A 26,793-nucleotide genomic window follows, 5' to 3' on the forward strand; every position below is an offset into this window, starting at 1 on the left:
GCGAGAAGATAAAGGAGGTGAACCAAATTGCATAAGCTAAAACTGCACGGCTTCAACAACCTGACCAAAAGCCTGAGTTTTTGTATTTACGATATTTGTTACGCCAAAACCGCGGACGACCGCGCTGGCTATATCGCCTACATTGACGAACAATACAACGCCAACCGCCTGACCGAGATCCTCAGCGAGACCTGCTCGATCATTGGCGCCAATATTCTCAACATCGCACGTCAGGACTACGAGCCTCAGGGCGCCAGCGTCACCATTCTGGTCAGCGAAGAGCCGGTCGACCCGGACGATGTCGATACTTCAGAACACCCGGGCCCACTGTCAAAGACGGTAGTCGCACATCTGGACAAGAGCCACATCTGCGTTCATACCTATCCGGAGAGCCATCCGGAAGGCGGTCTTTGCACCTTCCGCGCCGATATCGAAGTGTCCACCTGCGGCGTGATTTCACCGCTTAAAGCGTTGAATTATCTGATCCACCAGTTGGAATCTGACATCGTCACCATGGATTACCGCGTGCGCGGTTTTACCCGCGACGTAAACGGCTTGAAGCATTACATCGATCATGAGATCAACTCGATCCAGAACTTTATGTCTGATGATATGAAGGCGCTGTACCACATGATGGACGTGAATGTTTATCAGGAAAACATCTTCCATACCAAGATGTTGCTGAAGGATTTCGATCTGAAGCACTACCTGTTTAATGCCAAACCGGACGCGCTGAGCGAAGCCGAGCGTAAAGAGATTACCGATCTGCTGTGGAAAGAGATGCAGGAAATCTATTACGGCCGCAATATTCCGCATCTGTAATCTGTATCGGGCGCGGCACGCCGCGCCCTTACGTTCAGTATTTCAGCATAAAAGAACGGTAGGCCTTCAATACCTGCAAAAAGTCTTCGACGCCGCAGAATGAGAGGCTTTCTTCGTCATAGTAATTCATCCCCTCCTCCATCTCGTCGCCCTCGAACTCCAGCAGGTTAGCGCGGATCATCACTTCTTCCCCGTCCATCAGCAACGTGTATTCATGGCCTTCCAGCTGCCATTGACGCTCGCTGCCCTTCACTTGCGCCGCCCCGGCTTCGATGCGATCGAGCAGGTTGAAGTCGCCTTTGAGTTCTTCGTTGATCCAGTGGCCAATCGCCTCATGCCCCATCGAAAATCTGACCACTACCTGACCGGTAACGTCACGCAGAAATTCGTAATCCATAGCACGCCCTCCTGAGCCCTTTCTCTTAGTGTAAACATTAATTCATGACTAACTCAGTGAGCGCTCGCAAAGTTGGCAACTGAGAAAAATAAAACGGGAGGCCAAGGCCTCCCGTTAAACAGTTGCGCAATATAGCGACTTAAACAGCGGTTTGGAAGATCACGCCGTCGGCTTTTTCCGTGTACTGACCCAGTTGGTCAAAGTTCAGATAACGGTAGGTATCCGCCGCTGACTTATCGACCTGTGCCATGTACGTCTGGTACTCGTCCGGCGTTGGCAGACGACCCAGCAGCGAAGCCACCGCCGCCAGTTCTGCAGAAGCCAGATACACGTTGGCACCGGTCCCCAGACGGTTCGGGAAGTTACGGGTCGAGGTGGAAACCACCGTCGCACCGTCGGCCACGCGCGCCTGGTTACCCATGCACAGTGAACAACCTGGGATCTCGATACGTGCACCGCTCTTGCCGAATACGCTGTAGTAGCCTTCTTCGGTCAACTGAGCCGCATCCATCTTGGTTGGCGGAGCCACCCACAGACGGGTCGGCAACTGGCCTTTGTGCTGATCCAGCAGCTTGCCGGCCGCGCGGAAGTGGCCGATGTTGGTCATGCAGGAACCGATAAACACTTCATCGATCTTGCTGTTGGCCACGTCGGACAGCAGACGCGCGTCATCCGGATCGTTTGGTGCACACAGGATTGGCTGAGTGATCTCTGCCAGATCGATGTCGATCACCGCAGCGTATTCTGCATCCGCATCGCCTTCCAGCAGTTGCGGATCCGCCAGCCATTTTTGCATGCCCTGAATACGACGCTCCAGGGTACGACGATCGCCGTAGCCTTCGGAGATCATCCACTTGAGCAGCACGATGTTAGAGTTCAGATACTCTTCAATCGGTGCCTTATCCAGCTTGATGGTACAGCCGGCAGCGGAACGTTCGGCCGAAGCGTCAGTCAGTTCGAATGCCTGCTCGACTTTCAGATCCGGCAAGCCTTCGATCTCCAGAATGCGGCCGGAGAAGATGTTCTTCTTGCCCTTCTTCTCTACGGTCAGCAGGCCCTGCTGGATGGCGTAGTAAGGGATTGCGTGTACCAGGTCACGCAGAGTAATGCCAGGCTGCATCTTGCCTTTGAAGCGCACCAGGACAGACTCTGGCATATCCAGCGGCATCACGCCGGTAGCGGCGGCAAAGGCAACCAGGCCGGAACCCGCCGGGAAGGAGATACCGATTGGGAAACGGGTGTGGGAGTCACCGCCGGTGCCTACGGTATCCGGCAGCAGCATACGGTTCAGCCAGGAGTGAATAACGCCATCACCCGGACGCAGCGACACGCCGCCACGGTTCATGATGAAGTCCGGCAGCGTGTGGTGGGTCGTCACGTCAACCGGTTTCGGGTACGCAGCGGTGTGACAGAACGACTGCATCACCAGATCGGCGGAGAAGCCCAAACAAGCCAGATCTTTCAGCTCGTCACGGGTCATCGGGCCGGTAGTGTCCTGTGAACCGACAGAGGTCATCTTGGGCTCGCAGTATTCGCCCGGGCGCACGCCGGCAACGCCACAGGCGCGGCCAACCATTTTCTGCGCCAGGGAGAAGCCTTTGCTGCTGACAGCCACTTCTTTGGCAATGCGGAACACGTCGCTGTGCGGCAGGCCCAGCGCTTCACGCGCTTTGGTGGTCAGACCGCGACCGATGATCAGCGGAATACGGCCACCGGCACGCACTTCGTCGAGCAGTACGTCGGTTTTCAGTTCGAAGTTGGCAATCAGCTCACCGGTTTCGTGGTTGCGCACTTCACCCTTGTACGGGTAAATGTCGATCACGTCGCCCATGTTCAGGTCATTGACGTCCACTTCAATCGGCAATGCACCGGCATCTTCCATGGTGTTGAAGAAGATAGGCGCGATTTTACCGCCCAGCACTACACCGCCACCGCGCTTGTTAGGCACGTAAGGGATATCGTCGCCCATAAACCACAGCACCGAGTTGGTGGCGGATTTACGAGAAGAACCGGTGCCGACAACGTCACCGACGTAAGCCAGCGGGAAACCTTTCTTGTTCAGCAGTTCGATTTGCTTGATAGGCCCAACGCTGCCCGGCTGATCCGGCACTATGCCTTCACGTTCGTTTTTCAGCATCGCCAGAGCGTGCAGTGGGATATCCGGGCGTGACCAGGCATCCGGAGCCGGCGACAGGTCATCGGTGTTGGTTTCACCGGTGACTTTGAATACGGTAACGGTGATTTTTTCCGCCAGTTGCGGACGAGACAGATACCACTCGGCATCGGCCCAGGACTGCATAATCTGCTTGGCGTGCGGGTTACCCGCCTTGGCTTTTTCTTCCACGTCGTAGAAGTTGTCGAACATCAGCAGCGTATGGGACAGCGCTTTGGCGGCAATCGCAGCCAATTTTTCGTTATCCAGCGCGTCGATCAGCGGATGAATGTTATAGCCACCTTGCATGGTGCCTAACAGCTCTACGGCTTTCTCGGGGGTAATCAGGGGGGAGGTCGCTTCGCCTTTGGCGATGGCTGCCAGGAAACCGGCTTTTACATAGGCGGCTTCGTCGACGCCCGGTGGCACACGGTTAATCAGCAGGTCTAACAGGAATTCTTCTTCGCCTTTTGGCGGATTCTTTAATGATTCAACCAGCGCTGCCATTTGGGTGGCGTCTAACGGCTTAGGGACGATGCCCTCTGCAGCACGCTCGGCTACGTGCTTACGGTATTCTTCTAGCACGACATTCTCCTCGCTCTCATTGTCATTTATTGTGCCTGGCGTTCTCTATTCAAACCGGGTTTAGCGCACGGTGTTGATGCCATTGATCCTGACGGGGCACTGCTGTCGATGTCCTGGACTGTAAGTACAGTGCCCGGTTCCGCTCAGCCAGCATATCAGGATTTGAATTGGTTGTTAATTCGTTCACATAAAAGCAACATTAAATCTTTGCTGAATCGTTGAGCGCAGTGTAATCGGCTGCGACACAGGCCCGACGGGGCTGCAGGAAGGTTCCGTTCCCAACATACATCAGCCTGACGAGCACAACACAATAACCATTCTCTTACAATGGTTATTGGTCGCAAATAGTAAAATTTGAGAGCGGAAGGCACAAAAAAACCGCCATTAAGGCGGTTCTGTTGTTCCGTTCGGTGTTAGCAGGCACCTCACGGATTTCTTACATCGTTAAGAACGATACAAGCGCCACAAAGCAGGGACATTGTGCGCAACGATGATTAAAAAATCAACAAAAAGAATGTCTGAAAATTCATTTCAACGTAATATTTAGCCGGGTCTGTTCTGCCGGTTTAGCAGTCGGTCATCGGGCTTGAGAACAGTGCTGCAACAACTGCGATACAGGCGCCACAAAGCGCTTGTTCCGCCGGGATTTTTCCGGTGAAGTCGCGGTGGTCGTGGTTCCACAAGGATCGCGCAATGAAAGGGAGTTCCATGTTTATCCTGCTCATTGTACTGGGATCGGCGTTTGGCGTAAGCAAAGGCGGTTGGTCGGTTAACGGCAACAGCCTCACGTTCAACGTGATATTCCAGAACAAGTAAGCTACTGGCCGCTCATCGAGCGGCCTTTTACCTGGATGCCGTGCATAAAAAAACGGCCCCTTTTCAGGAGCCGCTTATTCACCTTTCAAACCAGCAGAATTACTTCTTCTTGGCTTTCGGGTTAGGCAGATCGGTGATGCTGCCTTCAAAGATCTCTGCCGCCAAGCCTACGGATTCGTGCAGGGTTGGGTGAGCATGGATAGTCAGCGCGATGTCTTCTGCGTCGCAACCCATCTCGATAGCCAGACCGATTTCACCCAGCAGCTCGCCACCGTTGGTGCCGACAATCGCGCCACCGATGATACGATGAGTTTCTTTGTCGAAAATCAGTTTGGTCATGCCGTCTGCGCAGTCGGAAGCGATAGCACGGCCAGAAGCTGCCCACGGGAAGGTGGAAGTTTCGTAGCTGATGCCTTTTTCTTTCGCTTCTTTCTCGGTCAGACCCACCCAGGCAACTTCCGGCTCGGTGTAAGCGATCGATGGGATCACTTTCGGGTCGAAGTAGTGCTTCATGCCGGCAATAACTTCAGCGGCAACGTGGCCTTCATGCACGCCTTTGTGCGCCAGCATCGGTTGACCGACGATGTCGCCGATAGCGAAGATGTGCGGCACGTTGGTACGCAGCTGTTTGTCGACGTTGATGAAGCCACGCTCGTCAACTTCCACACCGGCTTTACCCGCTTCCAGCAGCTTACCGTTCGGCACGCGGCCGATAGCCACCAGCACCGCGTCATAACGCTGTGGTTCTGCAGGCGCTTTTTTGCCTTCCATAGTGACATAGATGCCGTCTTCTTTGGCTTCTACCGCGGTCACTTTGGTTTCCAGCATCAGGTTGAACTGCTTGCTGATGCGCTTGGTGAAGACTTTCACCACGTCTTTGTCAGCCGCCGGGATCACCTGGTCAAACATTTCGACAACGTCGATCTGTGAACCCAGCGCATGGTATACGGTGCCCATTTCCAGGCCGATGATACCGCCGCCCATAACCAGCAGACGCTCTGGGACAGTTTTCAGCTCCAGTGCATCGGTAGAGTCCCACACGCGTGGATCTTCATGAGGAATGAATGGCAGTTGGATCGGACGAGAACCTGCAGCGATGATGGCATTGTCGAAGTTGATGGTGGTTGGACCATTTTCGCCTTCAACAACCAGGGTGTTAGCGCCGGTGAACTTGCCCAGGCCGTTAACCACTTTCACTTTACGGCCTTTAGCCATGCCAGCCAGACCGCCGGTCAGCTGATTGATGACTTTTTCTTTCCAGACGCGCACTTTGTCGATGTCAGTTTTCGGCTCGCCGAAAACGATGCCGTGCTCGGCCAGCGCCTTGGCTTCTTCGATCACTTTGGCTACGTGCAGCAGTGCTTTGGAAGGGATACATCCCACGTTCAGGCAAACACCGCCCAGCGTGGAATAACGTTCAACCAGAACGGTTTCAAGACCTAAGTCAGCGCAACGAAAGGCAGCAGAGTAACCTGCCGGGCCCGCCCCAAGTACCACGACCTGAGTTTTAATTTCAGTACTCATCATGACCTCTTAATTGATTGTCCGGCGGGTCAGACGTCATTTTTATTGCTAATCGATCTCATAACGCCCTTCATCCACCGGGACGCTTACACCGCGAGCAGTTTACAGAATTGTTAATAATCTGCAAAGCGTGTTCGAGTGACCCGTGTCTCAACAATTTTGTCGAGTCGTGCAAAAACCGACAAAACTGCTACAGAAGCGATAAGGGCGCAGCATGCTGCGCCCTTTTTTCATTACATCACCATACGGCGGATATCAGCCAGCATGTTGTTGATGATGGTAATAAAGCGCGCACCATCTGCACCATCGATAACACGGTGGTCGAAGGAGAGCGACATTGGCATCATCAGGCGCGGCACGAACTCTTTACCGTTCCAGACCGGCTCCATAGCAGACTTGGAGACACCCAGGATAGCCACTTCCGGCGCGTTCACAATCGGCGCGAAGTGAGTTGTCCCGATACCGCCCAGGCTGGAGATGGTGAAACAGCCACCCTGCATTTCGCCGGCGGTCAGTTTACCGTCACGCGCTTTTTTGGAGATAGCCATCAGCTCACGGGACAGTTCGGTGATGCTCTTCTTGTTCACATCTTTGAATACCGGAACCACCAGGCCGTTTGGCGTATCAACCGCAACACCGACGTTGATGTACTTTTTCAGCGTCAGCTTCTGACCATCTTCGGACAGAGAACTGTTGAAACGCGGCATCTGCTCCAGAGCGGCAGCAACGGCTTTCATGATGAACACCACCGGGGTGAACTTCACATCCAGCTTACGCTTGGCCGCTTCTTCGTTCTGCTGCTTGCGGAAAGCTTCCAGATCGGTGATGTCGGTTTTGTCGAAGTGAGTCACGTGCGGGATCATCACCCAGTTACGGCTCAGGTTGGCACCCGAGATTTTCTGGATGCGGCCCAGTTCAACTTCTTCGATCTCACCGAACTTGCTGAAGTCCACTTTCGGCCATGGCAGCATGCCTGGCAGACCGCCACCGGCAGCAGCAGCTGGCGCCGCTTCTGCACGTTTGACCGCGTCTTTCACGTAAGTCTGAACGTCTTCGCGCAGGATGCGGCCTTTACGACCGGTACCTTTCACTTTCGCCAGGTTTACACCGAACTCACGCGCCAGACGGCGGATGACCGGGGTGGCATGCACATAAGCGTCGTTCTCGGCGAACTCACCTTTGGCAGCTGGAGCAGCCTGTTTGGCTGGTGCCGCGCTGGCAGCCGGTGCCGGCGCTGCTTCTGCTTTTTGAGCAGGAGCAGCCGCTGGTGCAGCGCCTTCAACTTCGAACACCATGATCAGGGAGCCGGTTTTCACTTTGTCGCCGGCGCTGATTTTGATTTCTTTCACGGTACCTGCGAACGGTGCCGGCACTTCCATAGAAGCCTTGTCACCTTCAACGGTGATCAGTGACTGCTCAGCGGCAACTTTGTCGCCCACTTTCACCATCACTTCGGTCACTTCTACTTCATCGCCACCGATATCCGGTACGGCAACGTCTTTGGCCGCAGAGGCAGCCGGTGCCGCTGGAGCAGCAGGCGTTTCAGTCGCAGCCGGAGCGGCAGCAGAAGCTGCGCCAGCCACTTCGAATACCATGATCAGAGAACCGGTGGTGACTTTGTCGCCAGTGCCGATTTTGATCTCTTTCACGGTGCCTGCGAACGGTGCAGGGACTTCCATGGAAGCCTTGTCGCCTTCAACGGTGATCAGGGACTGCTCGGCTTCCACCTTGTCGCCCACTTTCACCAGGATCTCGGTCACTTCCACTTCGTCAGCACCGATGTCCGGTACGGCAACGTCTTTGGCAGCCGCGGCAGCCGGAGCAGCAGGTGCCGCAGCCGGTTTTTCTTCAGCCTTGGCAGCAGGTGCGGCCTGAGCCGCCCCTTCCGCTTCAAAGATCATCAGCAGTTTGCCGGTTTCGGTTTTATCACCGACGGCAACTTTGATCTCTTTAACCACACCCGCCTGCGGGGAAGGGACTTCCATGGAAGCTTTGTCACCTTCAACGGTGATCAGCGATTGTTCAGCTTCAACTTTATCGCCCACTTTCACCAGAATCTCGGTGATTTCCACTTCGTCTGCACCGATGTCCGGTACTTTGATTTCGATAGACATTTCTTCTGTACCTCTTATGCCAGACGCGGGTTAACTTTTTCTGGGTTGATGTCGAATTTCTTAATCGCATCAGCTACCACAGAAGCTTCAATTTCACCGCGTTTAGCCAGTTCACCCAGTGCAGCAACCACAACGTAAGAAGCGTCAACTTCAAAGTGGTGGCGCAGGTTTTCGCGGCTGTCTGAACGACCGAAGCCGTCAGTACCCAGTACGCGATAGTCGCTGGCTGGAACGTAAGTACGAACCTGTTCTGCAAACAGCTTCATGTAGTCGGTAGACGCAACCGCCGGCGCATCGTTCATCACCTGAGCAATGTACGGTACACGTGGAGTTTCGGTTGGGTGCAGCATGTTCCAACGCTCGCAGTCCTGGCCATCACGCGCCAGTTCAGTGAAGGAAGTCACGCTGTAGATGTCAGAACCCACGCCGTAATCGTCTGCCAGGATCTTCGCCGCTTCACGTACGTGACGCAGGATAGAACCTGAACCCAGCAACTGAACCTTGCCTTTGCTGCCTGCCAGAGTGTCCAGCTTGTAGATACCTTTGCGGATACCTTCTTCTGCGCCCTGCGGCATGGCCGGCATGTGGTAGTTTTCGTTCAGCGTGGTGATGTAGTAGTAGACGTTTTCTTGCGCGTCGCCGTACATGCGGACCAGACCGTCGTGCATGATCACTGCCACTTCGTATGCATAAGCTGGATCGTAAGAGATACAGTTAGGGATAGTCAGAGACTGAATGTGGCTGTGGCCGTCTTCGTGCTGCAGACCTTCACCGTTCAGGGTGGTACGGCCTGAAGTACCGCCGATCAGGAAGCCGCGCGCCTGTTGGTCGCCTGCTGCCCAGCACAGGTCACCGATACGCTGGAAACCGAACATCGAGTAGTAGATGTAGAACGGAATCATCGGCAGATCGTTGGTGCTGTAGGAAGTCGCTGCGGCCAGCCATGAAGATGCTGCGCCCAGTTCGTTGATGCCTTCCTGCAGGATCTGACCTTTTTCGTCTTCTTTGTAGTAAGCAACCTGCTCACGGTCCTGCGGGGTATATTGCTGACCGTTCGGGCTGTAGATACCGATCTGACGGAACAGACCTTCCATACCGAAGGTACGCGCTTCGTCAGCGATGATTGGAACCAGACGATCTTTGATCGACTTGTTCTTCAGCATCACGTTCAGGGCACGCACGAAGGCGATGGTGGTGGAGATTTCTTTGTTCTGCTCTTCCAGCAGTGAGCTGAAGTCTTCCAGAGCCGGCATTTCCAGCTTCTGGGTGAAGGCTGGCAGACGGGTCGGTACATAACCTTTCAGCGCCTGACGGCGTTCGTGCAGGTATTTGTACTCTTCAGAGTCTTTCTCGAAGGTGATGTACGGCAGTTTTTCGATGTCGGCATCGGCAACTGGCACATTGAAACGATCGCGGAAGTGGTGAACCCCTTCCATGTTCATTTTCTTCACCTGGTGAGCGATGTTTTTACCTTCCGCGGTTTCACCCATGCCGTAACCTTTAATGGTATGGGCCAGGATAACGGTTGGTTTGCCTTGGGTGTCCTGCGCTTTTTTCAGTGCAGCGAAGACTTTCTTCGGATCGTGACCACCGCGGTTCAGCGCCCAGATTTCGTCGTCGGTCATGTCTTTGACCAGGGCGGCGGTTTCCGGGAAGCGGCCGAAGAAGTGCTCACGTACGTAAGCGCCGTCTTTGGATTTGAAGGTCTGGTAGTCGCCGTCCAGGGTTTCGTTCATCAGCTGGATCAGCTTGCCGCTGGTGTCTTTACGCAGCAGTTCGTCCCAACGACCGCCCCAAATCACTTTCAGTACCTGCCAGCCTGCGCCGGAGAAGATACCTTCCAGTTCATTGATGATCTTGCCGTTACCGGTGACTGGGCCGTCCAGACGTTGCAGGTTACAGTTGATGACGAACACCAGGTTGTCCAGTTTCTCACGGGTGGCGATAGTGATCGCACCTTTGGATTCCGGCTCATCCATCTCACCGTCGCCCAGGAAGGCGTAAACGGTCTGAGCAGAGGTGTTCTTCAGGCCACGGTGTTCCAGATATTTCAGGAACTTCGCCTGGTAGATGGCGCTGATTGGGCCCAGGCCCATGGAAACGGTTGGGAACTGCCAGAATTCAGGCATCAGTTTAGGATGCGGGTAAGAAGACAGGCCTTTACCGTGAACTTCCTGACGGAAGTTGTTCATTTGGTCTTCGGTCAAGCGGCCTTCAAGGAAGGCACGTGCGTAAACGCCCGGAGAGATGTGGCCCTGGAAGTAAACCAGATCGCCGCCGTCTTGCTCGTTGCGTGCACGGAAGAAGTGGTTGAAGCAGACTTCATAGAAGGTCGCGGAAGATTGGAAGGAAGCCATGTGGCCGCCCAGGTCCAGATCTTTCTTGGAAGCGCGCAGCACGGTCATTACCGCGTTCCAGCGGATAGCGCTGCGGATACGACGCTCAAGATCCAGGTTACCAGGGTAAGCAGGTTCGTCTTCCACCGCGATGGTGTTGACGTAGTTGTGAGCCGCAGCACCGGCTGCAACGCTAACACCGCCTTTACGGGCTTCACCCAATACCTGATCAATCAGAAACTGAGCTCGCTCAACACCCTCTTCACGGATGACCGATTCGATCGCCTGCAGCCAGTCGCGGGTTTCGATCGGATCCACGTCATTGTTTAAACGTTCTGACATGGTGGTATTCCTTATCTGTCTAATGGTTTGTTTTGGAGCCTGTCTTCCTGTGTTCTGAGGCAAAACACACGAAGACAGGCCCATCAGTTTAGTTGCCGCTTAAATGCTTAACTAAGCACTTCGAACGAAAGCTCCGCAGGCTGGTGTGCCCTGAAGAGAACGCTCTTAATCCTTGCGTTGCTGGAGACGCCGTAGCGATCTCTCGCGCCGAGTATGCTCCCGGCTGAGATCCAGCAAGATTTCCTCGATAAACGCCAAATGGCGGTGCGAGGCTTCACGGGCCTTTTCCGGCTCGCGTGCCACAATCGCCTCAAAAATTCCGGCGCGGTGGCTGCTCACCTTTGCCAACATCTCACGGCGCGAGTAGAGCAATTCAAAGTTCTGACGTACGTTCTGTTCCAGCATCGGCCCCATGCAGCGTAGCAGGTGAAGTAACACAACGTTGTGGGCAGCTTCGGTCACGGCGATTTGATACTGCATGACCGCGTCGGCTTCGGCGTCGAGATCGCCGCTTTCCTGGGCCTGCTGGATCACAATGTGGCAATCGCGGATGCGCGCCAGATCTTCGTCGGTGCCGCGCAACGCCGCGTAATAGGCAGCAATGCCTTCGAGGGCATGACGGGTTTCCAACAGATCGAATTGTGATTCAGGGTGGTCGGCCAACAGTTCAGCCAGAGGATCGCTGAAGCTCTGCCACAGATTAGTTTGCACAAAGGTACCACCGCCCTGACGGCGCAGGAGCAGCCCTTTGGCTTCCAGGCGCTGGATGGCCTCTCTCAGAGAAGGACGGGAAACATCAAATTGTTTCGCCAGCTCGCGCTCCGGTGGCAGTTTTTCGCCTGGACGCAGTGTTCCCTCGAGGATCAGGTGTTCGAGCTGCTGCTCGATAACATCTGACAACTTGGGTTGGCGGATTTTGCTGTAGGCCATGGGTGAATTCTTCTCTGCGAATGGCGCGGAGTCAATTGGTAATACCAATTTCAAAAACGTGACGGTAAAGTAACAAAGTATTCACCTCCTGTCCATATGGGCCTTGATCGAAATCAGGTTACCCGCACATTTTAACACCTCAATACCAGAGCTGCTGCAAACCGCTAACGCACGCTTGGTAATACCATTTACGAGGTAGGTTTTTGATTTAACTTTTGCGAAACCTGCCGTCAGGCAGACTGAAGCATCAAAGGCAGGATTTTATTGCATGTTTATTAAGCTTTAACGAATAGCTATTTGCAGCGCATAAGGTGCGCTCAACCGGTCAATATTTCGCCGAACCAAAGTGACCAGCGCTAAATTATTTTTGCGCATTATGTGATTTGCTGCTTATTTCATGCACTGAATCCCCCCTGCCGTCACACAACCCGCATTTTGTTTCCTAAACTGCTGAAATCTTAATCACTCACCCTATAAAGCAGGTGCAAACTGACGCGCATAACATTATTCTTTGCCAAACGGTAGCGGCTCCGTGGAATTAATAGATATAACGCCGTAAATAAAATAAAACACACATCGTAACCACTGCTTTACAGCATGTGAGTAATTCTGCAACGACAGAGGGTTTCATTGATGGATGGTCAACAGCATGGCGACCAGCTGAAGCGCGGCCTGAAAAACCGCCATATTCAGCTTATTGCTCTAGGGGGCGCTATTGGTACCGGGCTATTTCTCGGGATCGCGCAAACAATAAAAATGGCCGGTCCTTCGGTCATTCTCGGCTATGCCATTGGCGGCTTTATCGCATTTCTGATCATGCGCCAACTGGGTGAAATGGTAGTGGAAGAGCCGGTAGCCGGTTCCTTTAGCCACTTCGCCTATAAATACTGGGGCAATTTTGCCGGCTTTGCTTCCGGCTGGAACTACTGGGTGCTGTATGTATTGGTGGCGATGGCGGAACTGACCGCGGTCGGTATCTATGTGCAGTACTGGTGGCCGGAGATCCCAACCTGGGTATCGGCGGCGGTGTTTTTCCTGGCCATCAACGCCATCAACCTGGCGAATGTTAAGGTCTACGGCGAGATGGAATTCTGGTTTGCCATCATCAAAGTCGTGGCGATTATCGGCATGATCGTGTTCGGTGCCTACCTGCTGTTCAGCGGCCTGGGCGGCCCGGAAGCCACCGTAACCAACCTGTGGGCACAGGGCGGGTTCTTCCCGAACGGCATCATGGGGCTGGTGATGGCAATGGCGGTGATCATGTTCTCGTTTGGTGGGCTCGAGCTGGTGGGTATTACCGCCGCGGAGGCCGACAACCCGCAGAAAAGCATTCCCAAAGCCACCAACCAGGTGATCTACCGCATCCTGCTGTTCTATATCGGCTCACTGACCATTTTGCTGTCGCTGTACCCTTGGGGCAAAGTGGTGGAAGGCGGCAGCCCGTTCGTGCTGATCTTCCACGCGCTGAACAGCAACCTGGTAGCAACCGTGCTGAACATCGTGGTGTTGACCGCCGCCCTGTCGGTGTACAACAGCTGCGTTTACTGCAACAGCCGCATGCTGTACGGCCTGGCGAAGCAAGGCAACGGTCCGAAGAGCCTGCTGAAGGTGGACGGCCGCGGCGTACCGGTTATCGCTATCGCCGTCTCCGCCACGGCCACGGCGTTCTGCGTGCTGATTAACTACCTGATCCCCGGTCGCGCATTCGAATTGCTGATGGCGCTGGTGGTCTCGGCGCTGGTGATCAACTGGGCGATGATCAGCCTGGCGCACCTGAAGTTCCGCGCAGCCAAGAACCGCGAAGGCGTAGAGCCGAAGTTCAAGGCCTTCTGGTATCCGTTCAGCAACTACCTGTGCCTGGTGTTTATGGCCGGCATCCTGGTGATCATGTACCTGACGCCGGGCATTCAAATCTCGGTGTTGCTGATCCCGGTTTGGGTGGCAATTTTGGCCATTGGCTATATCGTCAAGCAACGTAGCCAGCGTGCAATGAGCGCAACCAGCCGCAGCTAGTTCACGCCAAAAACAAAATGGCCCGCAGTGTAAAACTGCGGGCCATTTTTTTAGCCTGACTTAGGCTACTTCTTGCGCAGGGCCTTCACCTGCTCGGCGGTGATATCCGCCGGCAAGCCCCCCCAGGTTACGCGCAGATAGTTCACCAGCTCCGCCACTTGCGCATCGTCCAGACGTTCGCCAAAGGCCGGCATGCTCTGCATACTTTCGCCGTTGGGGAATTGCTGCGCCGGTAAACCGTCCAGCACCGAGACAATCAGATTCTTGGCATCCGGTTGGCGCAGCGTGGCGTTATCGCGCATCGCCACCGCTACGTGCGGTTTGCCCTCACCTTCCCGTGCATGGCAGCCGGAGCACTGATCCAGATAGCTGATACGCCCGGCATCGCTGCCCTGGCCGATTTTAACCGGCACTGCGGCCGGCGGCTGTTCACCCATCAGATAGGTCGCCAGTGCTTGATGGTCTTCCGGCGTCAGATGACGGGTGCTGAGATCCACCACCATGTGCATCTCACTGAACGCAGATCCCTGAGGTGCCATCCCGGTTGCCAGGAAACGGTTGAGGTCATCCGGCGTCCAGCCGCGCTGGGCCAATCCGTGCGGCGTGATGTCCGGTGCCATAAAGCGCCCCAAATCGCCCCCCTGCATCGGCTTGCCAAGATTCATCTGCCCCAGCATGCCGCGTGGCGTATGGCATTCCCCGCAGTGACCCAGCGTATCCGCCAGGTAACGGCCGCGTTGCCACTGCGCCGAATTGCCTTGTGAACTGGCTGGCAACGGCGCCTGGCTGCGGAACAGCAGGTTCCAACCGATCAGCGCCATGCGTTGATTAAACGGGAACGGCATGTCGTTTTCAGGAATGGCAACATCCACCGCCGGTCGGGTCATCAGATAGGCGTAGATGTCATCGGCATCCTGGCGTGAAATACCTTTATACGAAGTATAGGGCATCGCCGGGTACAGATGACGCCCGCCCGGTGCCACGCCCTGAGTCAGCGCCAGGAAGAAATCGTCTTTGGTCCAGCGGCCAATGCCATGATCGGCCGAAGGCGTCAGGTTACTGCCATAGATAGTGCCGAACGGCGTCTCCAGCGGATAGCCCCCGGCCAAGGGCGCGCCGCCGCTGGCGGTATGGCAGGCGGCGCAGTCGGCGGCCTGCGCCAGATAGCGACCGCGGGCAACCTGTTCCGTGCTGGCGGTTACCTGCTGCACCGGGCCATCGTAACGGCGGTTTTCCCGCCACCACAGCACGGCGATGACAATAATCACCACCAGCAGGATCAACAGTGCGAGACGTTTTTTCATTGCGCCGTCTCCTTCAGCAGGCCCGGGGTTTTGAGCACCACGTCACGAACCGCTTCATAGTAACGAACATAGCCGGTACAGCGGCAGATATGACTGTCCAGCGCCTGTTCAATGGCGCTTTCCAGTTGCTCACGGGCAATGGGTTCACGCTTGAGTTTTTCCACAAAAATGGTGGCGGCGTTGACAAAGCCCGGCGTGCAGTAGCCGCACTGGAAGCTGTAATGCTCCAGAAACGCCTGCTGGATAGATGACAACTCCACCACTTCGCCCTGCGCATCCACCTTGGCATGCCCCTCTACGGTGCGGACTTTTTTGCCGCTGAAGAAGTGCGCGCCGGTGATACAGGTACGCACCTCTTCGCTGGTACCGCTTGGGTGATCGACAATTGCTACGCAGGCGTGGCAGATACCCTGCCCGCAGCCAAGACGCGAGCCGGTCAGATCGAGATACTCGTGCAGGAAATCGATCATCATCAGCCCTTCAGGTACGTCGATCGGGCCGTATTGCTTTTCGTTGATGGTCAGGGAAATCGGCTGGGTTTTGATGCTCATTGTAATACCTCACGAATATTTTCTGCACGAACGGGCAAATCACGGAAACGGTGGCCAGTGGCGTCGGCGATGGCGTTGACCAAGGCCGCGACCACCGGGATCATCACCACTTCGGCCATGCCTTTGGGCGGATCGGTTTCCGACAGCGCGGGCAGGATGTCATCAGTCTGTTTCCAGACCGCCACATCGCTGGCGCGTGGCAGGTGGTAACGGTTAAAGTTCCAGGTACCGTTACCGGGCCCGTCTTCGTACAGCGGTAAATATTCGTGCAGTGCATGACCAATTCCCATCGCCAACCCGCCCTGCAACTGGCCGGAAACCAGTTCCGGCACAATCAGGTTGCCGCACTCCATGATTGAATGGTGATTCAGCAGTTCTACCTGGCCGGTGGCGATATCCACCGCCACTTCCGCCAGGGTTCCGACGGCACTGTAATAGGTCACCGCCGCGTTATTGCGTTGAGTCGGGGGATAATAGACCTGATTACGTGGCAGCGTTTTGAACTCGCCACCGGCGTTGCGCACAGCCAGGCCATCAATCGGCAGGCGTTCGCTATTGCCGCTCAGGGTAAAGTCCGCTTCCGCCCACTGCCAGCGGTTGAAAACGTGCACCGCTGCGCCTGCGATCCCGCCCATCTGGTAAAGTTGTTTTGCCAGCCGCTCCAGGCTCAACACCTCCATACCGGCAGCGGTCAATCCCCCCTCCACCCAACGCGCATCCTCTCGGCGCACCACTAAAGGTGCCGCCTGGCCGCCACCGGGGCCGGATTGCCAAATGGCCATCGCTGCCGGCCACAGGCCATGATCGAATATCAGCCGCGCCGCTTCGCGCGTACTGTGCGAGAAGTAATACGCCGAGTTGCTGGCGCTGGAAGGTGAGCAGTAGCTTGGCGTCCAGGCCGGATTGGTTTGCAACCGATCCTGATCGGCCTGCGACATAACGTAGGGATCGCCACTGGTAACCATCGGCAGCACTGACCAGTCGGTCACCGAGAAGTGAGCCTCGTCTGCCGGTTTGCCCAGCCACTGTGCGCACAACACCGATTGTGAGGTCGACATGCCGGTGCCCATCTCGGCACCGCTGTGATGCAGCATAATGCGCCCGTCTTCACCCAGCTCGACGCGGGCGAATGAAGTTTCGGCACCGGTACCGAAGTCTTTTTGCACGCAGCCAAAGCCTACGCCATAGCGTTTGCCCGGATGCTGGCTTTCAAACTCCGCCTTGCGCTTGGCGCGTTGCAGCCACATCTCATGCTTCGCCGCCTTCTCCAGCACTTCATCGGCGCGAATAGCCCCGGCAGGAATGGCCCCCTGCGTATTTTTCATGCCGGATTTCAGTACGTTGCGCAAACGAAATTCAATCGGGTCAATCTTCAGTTCGGCAGCCAGCTCATCGACCATCATTTCGGTGGCGGCCATGCTTTGCAGCGTGCCGTAACCCCGTGCCGACCCTGCGTCGATGGCGCGCGAAGCCAGCCCCACCGCAGATAAATCGCTTTTCGGGAAGTAATAAATCGACTGCGCCGCGGTCGCCGCCACCATCACCACCGAAGGCGTAAAGTTGCTGCGGCCACCGCCGTCTGCCGTCATCTCACCATGGAATGACTGCAGCACGCCGGTTTGGCGGTTTACCGCAATGCGGTAATTCATGTCGAAGGCATGGCGTTTCAGCGCAGTCTGGAACTGTTCGAAACGGTCGTTGGCCAGCCGAACCGGGTGCCCGTCGCCGTACATCGCCGCCACCGCGCCGTAATACGGGAAATTAAAGTGATCTTTTGAGCCGTAACCGACGGTGTAGCACGGGTGCAGAATCAGCTGTTTAACCGGCGGATTGCGTTTTGCCAGCATGCGCGGCATTTCATTGGCCACTTCCTGCGGCGATTGAGTCGGCACCACCAGATGCAACGTTTGCGTCTCGGCATCGAACCAGCCGTTGGCGTTGTCCGGCTCCAGCGCGGAGGTGTCGACGGACTGCGTGGTATAGCGGCGTGACATCACCAGCCACTCATCCGGCGGCGTTTTCAACTCATCGGCAATCATGCCGGCGTAATACATGCCTTCCTGATCCAGCTTGCCGCCTTCGCGTCCTTCCGGCCAGACCGGCAGGTGTTTCTTCATCGAAACCGGGAAAATCGGGGTATCCTTCAGGCTGGAAAAACGGTCGTCATCGAACGGCTTGTCTCCCCCCACCCGCACATATCGGAAAGTGCCCCAAGGGTCGCGCTGCAGCGGACCGGTTTGCGCCCCGTATTTAATCGTGCCTTCGCGGAATTTCAGCTTGTCTTTGGCAAAGCGGAAACGGGCAAAATCGTGATAAATCAGGATTGCCACCGCCTGGCCCAGGTAAGCCGGGGTTTTGCCAATCGGCAGCAGCATGTCGTCGCCGTAAAATGCCGGGAAGGCCAAACCGTCGCGCGCCAAATCCTCGGCGGTTACCAGCCGATCGGGCTGCAGGTCGTCGCCCAGCAATGAGAGATCGATACCTTCGAACAGCTTGTCTGCTTGAGTGACACGCAAAATAAAGGCGTGCGCCTGCTGCTGTGGCCAGTGCGGCATATCCACCGCGCGAATATCACGGGCAAAGACCTTCTGCCCCATGACCTTGGCACGGCCATCGATACGAAAGCGTATACGTTTCTCGTGGGCATCCCAGTTCGGGGACTGGAGGATCTTCTGCTCAAACAGCGCGGCATAGGCACGGCTGTACAGGGGCGCGAGGTACACGGAGACCCCCGCTATCACGGCGCTTTTGATAAAGCGACGCCGCGACGGGTTGAAATTGCTCATAAAAAGTCCTTTGCATCTTTATTGTAGTTTTGTGTTCAGCGGTGGTGTTGCGCAAACGCTGACGACCTTGCCGTAGACGTCATAAGCATATGCTTATAACCAAAATTATGTGATGATTAACATGCGATTTTCAATAAAAACACATCTCAACAACACATATTTTTAGTAAGGTAATTAGAAGTTGCGCAAATTCGGGCGGATAAGATGACAACAGGCATAGTGATCGCCGCTGCCGGACGTGGAGAACGCTTCTCTCAGGCCGGTGGCGCAGGCAATAAATTAAATGCCGAGTTTGCGGATGCCACAGGCCGCCAACGTTCGCTATTTGAACAGACGCTGCGTCAAGCGTTGGCTTCCGGCCTGCCCATATGGGTGGTCACCCGGCCAGACAACCGCCAGGTTCAACAGATTTGCGCCGCCTATCAGGTTCCGGTCACGCTGCTGGCCAGCGTCGGCCTTGGCGATTCCATTGCCGCCGGCGTTAACGCCGCGCCGCACTGGCAAGGCTGGTTGGTTCATTTGGCGGATATGCCGTTCGTTACCCCGGCGGTTTTCCAGCAGGTAGCCAGCGCGTTGCAGCACCACGCCATTGTCCGTCCCCGTTTTGAACAACAGCCGGGTCACCCGGTTGGGTTTTCCGCTCTATTGCGCAAACAACTGAGCCAATTACGTGGCGATAATGGTGCACGCGATCTGCTTAAAGAGCAGGCGGTACACTGGCTTAATCTTGATCAACCCACTGCCGTGCAGGATATAGATCTTCCGTCGCAGCTACCGGTCAGCGAGTAACTCATCTATGCAACATCTCGATATCACCGTGGTCAGCCAGGCGATAAACTGGCTGAAACAACAACCGGTGTGGCTGTGCACCGTGCTGAGCACTTACGGCTCCTCACCGCGATCGCCGGGGGCGCTGTTGGCCGCCACGCAGGACGGACATTATTGCGGCTCGCTGTCCGGAGGATGCGTGGAAGAAGACTTTCTGCGGCGCCTGGCGGCCGGGGAGTATCAGGCCGCCAGCCAGGTCATTCGTTACGGTGAGGGCGGTCTGGAGCCCAACGTAGCGCTGCCCTGCGGCGGCGTGCTGGAGGTGCTGATTGAGTATTTGCCGGCGGGCGACGAGAGCATCGATTACCTGACAACCCTCGCCGGCGCGTTAAACGGACACCATGCGCTGGTCAAACGCCTCACTTTGCCGGATGCCTGCGGCAGCCTGACGTTGACCGATTTCGCCAGTGCGACCCAGGTGGAACGCCGCGGCCCGCAAATTACCCTGCATATTGCCGCAGCCCCGCGTTTGCTGATCGCCGGTCTGTCCAGCGTGGCATTGTACTGCGCCGATTTCGCCAGTTCGCTGGGGTTTGAAGTGTTAGTGTGCGAGAACCGTCCGGAGGCGCTGGAAAATTTCGCCCCGCAGCTGAGATCCAACGTGACGCTACTGCGTCAGTTTCCTGCCAAGTTTATTGAAGACGGCGGCTGTCACGCCAATACCGCGATTGTCGCGCTGACGCACGATCCCCGCATGGACGATCTGACGCTAATGGAGGCTATCCATACCCCGGCGTTTTATATCGGCGCCATGGGATCGTTGCGCAACAGCGCGCGTCGCCGCCAACGCCTGCAGCAGATTGCCGAATTCAGTCCACAAGAGCTGGAGCGAATTCATGCCCCGATTGGCTTACCACTCGGCAGCAAGACCCCGGCTGAAATCGCGCTGGCGGTGATGGCAGATATCGTGCAGCAAAAGAACCGCTCTGCCACCCCGCTCAGTCAAGGGGAGTCACCGGCACCAGGTGTTGGAGCTCAAGATGCAGCTCCTCCCGCTCATTTAGCGAATAGTTGAACATCGTCAGGTCAGGCCCTTCCCGGCGAGCCAGGCCAAGTTGCGGCAAGACCTGAGTGTACATCTGCACAATATGATCGTTCAGGGCCACTGGCTTGCCGGCATAGCAAAAACGACAAAAATCACCGGAGATATCCGGCAGCGCTTCAAGCCCGGCACCGTCACTGACCGGGCAGTCTGCCGCAACGCCCAGGGTATAATCCACCCGCACTCGTTCCCCATCCGGCACAAACTGGGCCAGCGAATAGGTCAATGCAGGGCGCTCACCCAGCAGAGCATAGAACGTCTCTTTGATTTTGCTGCGGATGGGAAGGTGCGACTTATCCAGATCGGTAATGTCCAGATGGTAAGGGTAACTCTTCCCTCGGATAGCATACTGCCCCTTGGCGACCTTGATGCGATCGACCTTGATATCCCCCGGCTGATTCACCGACAGCGAGCGAACCAGATGGCTGAAGTCCTGTTTACGCGCATGGCGATAAACACTGGGAGATTCGGCAAAGTGCTTTTTGAAGCAGCGAGAAAAGGTTTGTTGGTTATCGAATTGATATTCAATAGAAATATCAAGAATGCTTTTTTGCGTATAACGCAAGGCGAAAGCGGCGAGGTACAAGCGGCGCGCGCGAATATAGGAAGCCAGCGACAAACTGGTCTGCTTTTTGAACATTCGCTGCAGATACCATTTCGAGTAGCCTGATTTGGCAGAAACGATATCCAATGACAAGGGATTGGTTAGGTTGTCTTCAATCCAGACTAGCAATTCCCTGATATGACTTTCCTGCGTTTCCATGAGTTTGCCGAACCTTCTGTTCCAAATATGCCTTTATGCGCGTATTAGTGCTTTGCGCGTAGGGTATACAGGTTAAAACATCGCGTCCAGCGGGCTACAGTAATTTACACAGGGGTTGATAAAACCTGAAATTTGCCGCCCCACTGCGGGCGGCAAATCCTTTCGGCGGTTACTTCACGCAGCGAGAACACTGGCCAGACTGGATCTTCTGGAAGAAGTCATTGCCTTTATCATCCACCAGAATAAACGCCGGGAAATCTTCCACTTCGATTTTCCAGATCGCTTCCATACCCAGCTCCGGGTATTCGACGCAGGTCAGGCTCTTGATGCTCTGCTGCGCCAGTACCGCCGCCGGGCCACCGATGCTGCCGAGGTAGAAGCCGCCGTGCTTGTGGCAGGCGTCGGTCACCTGCTGGCTGCGGTTACCTTTCGCCAGCATGATCATGCTGCCGCCATGAGACTGCAGCAGGTCGACATAAGAATCCATGCGCCCGGCAGTGGTTGGCCCCAGTGAACCAGAGGCGTAGCCGTCCGGCGTTTTGGCCGGGCCTGCGTAATAAATCGGATGATCCTTAACGTATTGCGGCAGACCTTCGCCTCTGTCCAGGCGCTCTTTCAGCTTGGCATGCGCAATGTCGCGGCCCACGATGATGGTGCCGCTCAAGGACAGGCGGGTGGATACCGGGTATTGCGACAGCTGCTTGAGGATCTCGGCCATCGGGCGGTTAAGGTCAATCTTGATTGCCTCACCCTCACCGGCCTGACGCAGCTCCTGCGGGATGAATTTGCCAGGATTATGCTCCAGCTTCTCCAGCCAGATGCCGTCACGGTTGATCTTGCCTTTAATGTTACGGTCAGCGGAGCAGGAAACCCCCATTCCCACCGGGCAGGATGCGCCATGGCGCGGCAGACGCACCACGCGAACGTCATGCGCAAAGTATTTGCCGCCAAACTGCGCGCCCAAGCCCAGGTTCTGCGCTTCTTTCAGCAACTCTTCTTCCAGCGCCACGTCGCGGAATGCCTGACCGTGCTCATTGCCTTCGGTCGGCAGGCCGTCATAGTACTTGGTCGACGCCAGTTTTACGGTTTTCAGCGTTGCTTCCGCCGAGGTGCCGCCGATAACGAACGCCACGTGGTACGGCGGGCAAGCCGCGGTGCCCAGCGTACGCATTTTCTCTACCAGATAATCCTTCAGCTTGCCCGGAGACAGCAGCGCTTTGGTTTCCTGATAAAGGTAGGTTTTGTTGGCAGAACCGCCGCCTTTAGCAATACACAGGAATTTGTATTCTTCACCGTCGACGCTGTAGAGGTCGATCTGCGCCGGCAGGTTGCTGCCGGTGTTGACCTCTTTATACATATCCAGCGCGGCGTTTTGCGAATAGCGCAGGTTGTCTTCGATAAAGGTGTTGTACACCCCGCGTGACAACGCTTCTTCGTCGCCGCCACCGGTCCAGACGCGCTGGCCCTTTTTACCGACGATAATGGCGGTACCGGTGTCCTGACAGGTCGGCAAAATACCTTTGGCGGCGATTTCTGAGTTACGCAAAAATTGCAGCGCAACGTATTTGTCGTTTTCGCTGGCGTCCGGATCCTTGAGGATATCGGCAACCTGCTGCTGGTGCGCCGGGCGCAGCATAAATGAGGCGTCATGAAACGCGTGCTGGGCAAGGAGGGTTAACGCTTCAGGGGCTACTTTCAGAACTTCCTGGCCTTCAAATTCGCTCACGGAAACGTGATCGCGGCTTAACAGATAGTATTCGGTATCGTCTTTCTTCAGCGGGAACGGATCTTGATAATGGAACGGTTTATTCGACATTGATCTCTCACTTGCAACATCAGCTGCGTTAAATTCACACTTACTCAGCCAGCTCGGGGCAGGCCGCGTCAAAAAACTTCCCACACCTTACGTATTTTTAATCAGTCGGTTATTGCGCTAAATCGCATAATAACCCCTGCGTTAGAAAGGTATTTTCTCGGGATGCTTTTCAATCTTTTCTGTGAGCGCTGCGGGTACAGACTCAGCATGTACGGTTTATTATCCCGCAGTTAACACATTGATTACAATCCATCAGCGTCGATCGGGTTATCAATGCGATGAAAAACCGGCCCGACAGGCGGGATGAGAATTAGTTTTTCGTCTTATTGCCAGCCGTCGCGCCATTGCTTAAGCTAGCCGCAATGAACAAAGTAAGAATCCCCATAGCGCTGCAACAGGCGGTGATGCGCTGCCTGCGTGAAAAACTTCTGCTGGCGCGTCAGCATTTTTCCGTCGAGTTTCCGGAACCCAAAGTCGTTTACCAGCAACGCGGAACCAGTGCGGGCACCGCCTGGCTGCAAGCCTGGGAAATTCGGCTGAATCCGGTTTTGCTGATGGAAAACCAACAGCCGTTTATCGACGAAGTGGTGCCGCACGAACTGGCGCACCTGTTAGTCTTCCGCCAGTTTGGCCGCGTGGCCCCGCATGGACGCGAATGGCGCTGGATGATGGAAAGCGTGTTGCAGGTACCGGCCAGCCGCACCCACCAGTTTGAAATTGCCTCGGTGCAAAGCAAAACCTTCCCCTACCTCTGTCGTTGCCAACAACATCAGCTCACCGTACGTAGGCATAATCGGGTGCTTCGCGGAGAAAGCGAATACCGCTGCCGTCAGTGCGGCGAAAAATTGAAATTTATCGCCGGTGAGTCTGTTTAAGCGAAAAATCCAACCTCTGCTCCCTACGTCCCAAGTTACAGCCAGACTCCGGCGCTGGCTTGAAAAGTCACGGGGTTAACGCCCGTCGTTTGCCACTGCCGTTGACTTCCGCTACCCTGCCTGCCTTTCCAATTTTGAGCAGTTTTGGAATATGCTTCGCAAAATTTTGTTTACGGTTATTTTCACCACCGGCGCCGTACAGGCGCACGGCATCAATAATTTTTCTCAGGCCAAGGCGGCAGCGGCCAAAATCAACCAAGATGCGCCCGGTTCTTTCTACTGCGGCTGCCAGATCACCTGGCAGGGCAAGAAAGGCATCCCAGATTTAAACAGTTGTGGCTATCAACCACGCAAGAACGCCCAACGCGCACAGCGTATCGAATGGGAACATGTGGTACCGGCCTGGCAGTTCGGCCACCAATTGCAGTGCTGGCAACAGGGTGGCCGCAAAAACTGCAACAAAGACGCGAGCTATCGCCAAATCGAAACTGACCTGCACAACCTGCAGCCGGCGATTGGCGAAGTGAACGGCGATCGCAATAATTTCATGTACAGCCAATGGAAAGGCGGCGAAGGTCAGTATGGCCAGTGCCCAATGAAAGTGGACTTTAAAAATAAGCAGGCCGAACCGCCCGCACGCGCTCGCGGCGCGATCGCCCGCACCTATTTTTATATGCGCGATCGCTATCAACTACGGCTTTCCCGCCAACAGACCCAGCTTTTCGAGGTGTGGAACCGTCAGTATCCGGTCAGCCAATGGGAATGCCTGCGGGAGGCACGCATCGCTAAGGTACAGGGCAACCATAACCTCTATATTCAACAGGCTTGCCAGCAACGAAAGGGCTAAATCCCCTTCGTACTTAAAACTGCAGCGGTGTTGACTGCGTGAGCGCCCCCGAATCACTTACTTAAGTAAGCTCATCGGGATGCACTCACTTGCCGCCTTGCTGCAGCTTCAATTACTTTGGGTATATACTCTTTTTTTTCAAGCTGCAGCACTGATGACTGCATATTAGTCAGGATCGAATATTCAATGCGTATACCCCGTATTTATCACCCGCAGCCGTTAATCGACCATGCAGAAATCGCACTGAGCGAAGACGCCGCCAACCACATCGGGCGTGTACTGCGTATGAGCGCCGGCCAGGCACTGCAGCTCTTCGACGGCAGCAACCAGGTATTTGACGCCGAGATCACCCAGGTCGACAAAAAAAACGTGCTGGTGCGGCTAGCCGCCGGCCAACCGGAAGACCGTGAATCGCCACTCAATCTGCATCTGGGCCAGGTGATTTCTCGCGGTGAGAAGATGGAATTCACCATTCAGAAATCCATCGAGCTCGGGGTCAACGTCATTACTCCGCTGTTTTCCGAGCGCTGCGGTGTGAAGTTGGACGGCGAACGTCTGGCGAAAAAAATCCAGCAATGGCAGAAGATTGCCATCGCCGCCTGCGAACAATGTGGCCGCAACCGTATTCCGGAAATTCGCGAGGCGATGAAACTGGAAGACTGGTGCGCCGAGCAAGATGGCAGCCTGAAACTCAACCTGCATCCACGCGCCAACCACAGTATCAATACCCTGCCGCTGCCGGTGGAACATGTCCGCCTGCTGATTGGGCCGGAAGGCGGTTTATCCGCCGACGAAATTGCGATGACCACAGGCCACGGATTTACTGATATCCTGCTTGGGCCACGCGTTCTGCGTACAGAAACCACAGCGCTCACCGCAATTACCGCTTTGCAGGTACGTTTCGGCGATCTGGGTTAAAGGAGAAAAGATGATTAAGCTCGGCATCGTGATGGACCCTATCGCCTCCATCAACATCAAAAAAGACACCAGCTTCGCCATGCTGCTCGAAGCGCAGCGCCGTGGCTGGGAACTGCACTACATGGAGATGGACGATCTCTATCTGCACGCCGGTGACGGCCGCGCCCGCACTCGGCTGCTGAGCGTGAAGGAAGATAAAGAGAGCTGGTTCAGCTTTGGCAGCGAGCAGGATCTGGCGCTGCATGATCTGGACGTGATCCTGATGCGCAAAGACCCCCCTTTCGATACCGAATACATCTACGCGACCTATATTCTGGAACGCGCAGAGGTCAAAGGCACGCTGGTAGTTAACAAGCCGCAGAGCCTGCGTGACTGCAACGAAAAGCTGTTTACCGCCTGGTTCCCGGAACTGACGCCGGACACCCTGGTCAGCCGCAGCGCGGCGCACATCCGCAAATTCCACCAGCAGCACGGCGACATTATTCTCAAACCGCTGGACGGCATGGGCGGCGCGTCTATCTTCCGCGTGAAGCAGGACGACCCTAACCTGTCGGTGATTATCGAAACCCTGACCGAGCACGGTAGCCGTTTCTGCATGGCGCAGAACTTCTTGCCGGCAATCAAGGAGGGCGATAAGCGCATTCTGGTGGTTGACGGTGAGCCAGTACCTTACTGCCTGGCGCGCATCCCGGCGCAGGGCGAGACCCGTGGCAACCTGGCGGCCGGCGGCCGTGGTGAAGCGCGTCCACTGAGCGAAAGCGACTGGAAAATTGCGCGTGCGGTAGCCCCGACGCTGAAAGAAAAAGGGCTGATCTTTGTGGGCCTGGACGTGATTGGCGATCGCCTGACTGAAATCAACGTCACCAGCCCAACCTGTGCGCGTGAAATAGAAGCGGCCTTCCCGGTTTCCATCACCGGTATGCTGATGGATGCAATCGAGAAGCGTCTGGCAGCGAAGTAATCGAAATGCGGGTGACTTGCGTCGCCCGCCTTCCCGACCTCCCTGAATGACGCTGTCAGCCCGCGTCAACC

The 26,793-nt window shown here is 55.7% G+C and carries 20 protein-coding genes; 8 read left to right on the forward strand and 12 right to left on the reverse strand.

Going from position 1 to position 26,793, the window contains the following annotated elements; all coding sequences use genetic code 11:
* Nucleotides 1–27: 27 nt before the first annotated feature.
* On the forward strand, nucleotides 28–822 hold the full coding sequence (gene speD / locus EBA31_RS21660) for an adenosylmethionine decarboxylase (protein ID WP_020828578.1): 795 nt from the start codon (nucleotides 28–30) through the stop codon (nucleotides 820–822).
* A gap of 34 nt (nucleotides 823–856) precedes the next feature.
* Here the strand turns inward: speD and yacL are convergent, their stop codons facing one another.
* The 7 genes from yacL to pdhR form a co-directional block, all read right to left on the reverse strand.
* Complete coding sequence (gene yacL / locus EBA31_RS21665) at nucleotides 857–1,219, reverse strand: protein YacL (protein ID WP_020828579.1); 363 nt, start codon at nucleotides 1,217–1,219, stop codon at nucleotides 857–859.
* Between the two features lie 139 nt (nucleotides 1,220–1,358).
* The gene (gene acnB / locus EBA31_RS21670; RefSeq protein WP_046372654.1) at nucleotides 1,359–3,956 is read right to left on the reverse strand and encodes a bifunctional aconitate hydratase 2/2-methylisocitrate dehydratase; all 2,598 of its coding nucleotides are present in this window, start codon (nucleotides 3,954–3,956) and stop codon (nucleotides 1,359–1,361) included.
* Nucleotides 3,957–4,522: 566 nt separating this feature from the next.
* Entirely contained in the window at nucleotides 4,523–4,666 is a 144-nt protein-coding gene (locus tag EBA31_RS26855) for a hypothetical protein (protein WP_153263149.1), read from the reverse strand.
* Between the two features lie 205 nt (nucleotides 4,667–4,871).
* Nucleotides 4,872–6,296 (reverse strand): dihydrolipoyl dehydrogenase, encoded by a 1,425-nt coding sequence (gene lpdA / locus EBA31_RS21675; protein WP_020828582.1) that lies wholly within the window; start codon nucleotides 6,294–6,296, stop codon nucleotides 4,872–4,874.
* A 233-nt stretch (nucleotides 6,297–6,529) separates the two neighbouring features.
* Nucleotides 6,530–8,410 (reverse strand): pyruvate dehydrogenase complex dihydrolipoyllysine-residue acetyltransferase, encoded by a 1,881-nt coding sequence (gene aceF / locus EBA31_RS21680; RefSeq protein WP_020828583.1) that lies wholly within the window; start codon nucleotides 8,408–8,410, stop codon nucleotides 6,530–6,532.
* Nucleotides 8,411–8,424: 14 nt separating this feature from the next.
* Nucleotides 8,425–11,088: a pyruvate dehydrogenase (acetyl-transferring), homodimeric type gene (aceE, locus tag EBA31_RS21685; protein WP_020828584.1), complete on the reverse strand. Its 2,664-nt coding sequence runs from the start codon at nucleotides 11,086–11,088 to the stop codon at nucleotides 8,425–8,427.
* Between the two features lie 165 nt (nucleotides 11,089–11,253).
* Nucleotides 11,254–12,018: a pyruvate dehydrogenase complex transcriptional repressor PdhR gene (gene pdhR / locus EBA31_RS21690; RefSeq protein WP_020828585.1), complete on the reverse strand. Its 765-nt coding sequence runs from the start codon at nucleotides 12,016–12,018 to the stop codon at nucleotides 11,254–11,256.
* 633 nt (nucleotides 12,019–12,651) lie between these two features.
* Here pdhR and EBA31_RS21695 point away from each other — a divergent pair.
* Nucleotides 12,652–14,031, forward strand: coding sequence for an amino acid permease (locus EBA31_RS21695; protein ID WP_046372651.1), 1,380 nt, complete (start codon nucleotides 12,652–12,654; stop codon nucleotides 14,029–14,031).
* 65 nt (nucleotides 14,032–14,096) lie between these two features.
* Here the strand turns inward: EBA31_RS21695 and EBA31_RS21700 are convergent, their stop codons facing one another.
* Genes EBA31_RS21700 through EBA31_RS21710 form a run of 3 tightly spaced genes read right to left on the reverse strand, consistent with a single transcriptional unit; the run spans nucleotide 14,097 to nucleotide 18,672 of the window.
* The gene (locus tag EBA31_RS21700; protein ID WP_020828587.1) at nucleotides 14,097–15,335 is read right to left on the reverse strand and encodes a cytochrome c; all 1,239 of its coding nucleotides are present in this window, start codon (nucleotides 15,333–15,335) and stop codon (nucleotides 14,097–14,099) included.
* The gene (locus EBA31_RS21705) at nucleotides 15,332–15,886 is read right to left on the reverse strand and encodes a (2Fe-2S)-binding protein (RefSeq protein WP_122080173.1); all 555 of its coding nucleotides are present in this window, start codon (nucleotides 15,884–15,886) and stop codon (nucleotides 15,332–15,334) included. Before EBA31_RS21705 ends, EBA31_RS21700 begins: the two co-directional genes overlap by 4 nt.
* Complete coding sequence (locus EBA31_RS21710; RefSeq protein ID WP_122080174.1) at nucleotides 15,883–18,672, reverse strand: xanthine dehydrogenase family protein molybdopterin-binding subunit; 2,790 nt, start codon at nucleotides 18,670–18,672, stop codon at nucleotides 15,883–15,885. The genes EBA31_RS21705 and EBA31_RS21710 overlap by 4 nt, the downstream gene beginning before the upstream one ends.
* A 204-nt stretch (nucleotides 18,673–18,876) precedes the next feature.
* On the opposite strand from EBA31_RS21710, the gene EBA31_RS21715 reads away from it, so the two are divergent.
* The gene (locus EBA31_RS21715; protein WP_122080175.1) at nucleotides 18,877–19,461 is read left to right on the forward strand and encodes an NTP transferase domain-containing protein; all 585 of its coding nucleotides are present in this window, start codon (nucleotides 18,877–18,879) and stop codon (nucleotides 19,459–19,461) included.
* Between the two features lie 7 nt (nucleotides 19,462–19,468).
* Nucleotides 19,469–20,515, forward strand: a complete 1,047-nt coding sequence (locus tag EBA31_RS21720; RefSeq protein ID WP_020828591.1) for an XdhC family protein — start codon at nucleotides 19,469–19,471, stop codon at nucleotides 20,513–20,515.
* Here the strand turns inward: EBA31_RS21720 and EBA31_RS21725 are convergent.
* Entirely contained in the window at nucleotides 20,439–21,305 is an 867-nt protein-coding gene (locus EBA31_RS21725; protein ID WP_046372645.1) for a helix-turn-helix domain-containing protein, read from the reverse strand. The genes EBA31_RS21720 and EBA31_RS21725 overlap by 77 nt on opposite strands.
* Nucleotides 21,306–21,474: 169 nt before the next feature.
* Nucleotides 21,475–23,121, reverse strand: a complete 1,647-nt coding sequence (gene fumA, locus EBA31_RS21730) for a class I fumarate hydratase FumA (protein ID WP_020828593.1) — start codon at nucleotides 23,119–23,121, stop codon at nucleotides 21,475–21,477.
* Between the two features lie 362 nt (nucleotides 23,122–23,483).
* Between fumA and EBA31_RS21735 the strand changes: the two genes are divergently transcribed.
* The 4 genes from EBA31_RS21735 (at nucleotide 23,484) to gshB (ending at nucleotide 26,722) form a co-directional block, all read left to right on the forward strand.
* Nucleotides 23,484–23,996, forward strand: a complete 513-nt coding sequence (locus tag EBA31_RS21735) for a SprT family zinc-dependent metalloprotease (RefSeq protein ID WP_122080176.1) — start codon at nucleotides 23,484–23,486, stop codon at nucleotides 23,994–23,996.
* Nucleotides 23,997–24,147: 151 nt separating this feature from the next.
* Nucleotides 24,148–24,843, forward strand: a complete 696-nt coding sequence (gene endA, locus EBA31_RS21740; RefSeq protein WP_122080177.1) for a deoxyribonuclease I — start codon at nucleotides 24,148–24,150, stop codon at nucleotides 24,841–24,843.
* A gap of 186 nt (nucleotides 24,844–25,029) precedes the next feature.
* Nucleotides 25,030–25,761, forward strand: a complete 732-nt coding sequence (gene rsmE, locus EBA31_RS21745; RefSeq protein ID WP_020828596.1) for a 16S rRNA (uracil(1498)-N(3))-methyltransferase — start codon at nucleotides 25,030–25,032, stop codon at nucleotides 25,759–25,761.
* Nucleotides 25,762–25,771: 10 nt separating this feature from the next.
* Nucleotides 25,772–26,722: a glutathione synthase gene (gshB, locus tag EBA31_RS21750; protein ID WP_020828597.1), complete on the forward strand. Its 951-nt coding sequence runs from the start codon at nucleotides 25,772–25,774 to the stop codon at nucleotides 26,720–26,722.
* Nucleotides 26,723–26,793 lie beyond the last annotated feature (71 nt).

The sequence above is a fragment of the Serratia sp. P2ACOL2 genome (assembly GCF_003691565.1).
GTDB lineage: Bacteria > Pseudomonadota > Gammaproteobacteria > Enterobacterales > Enterobacteriaceae > Serratia > Serratia liquefaciens.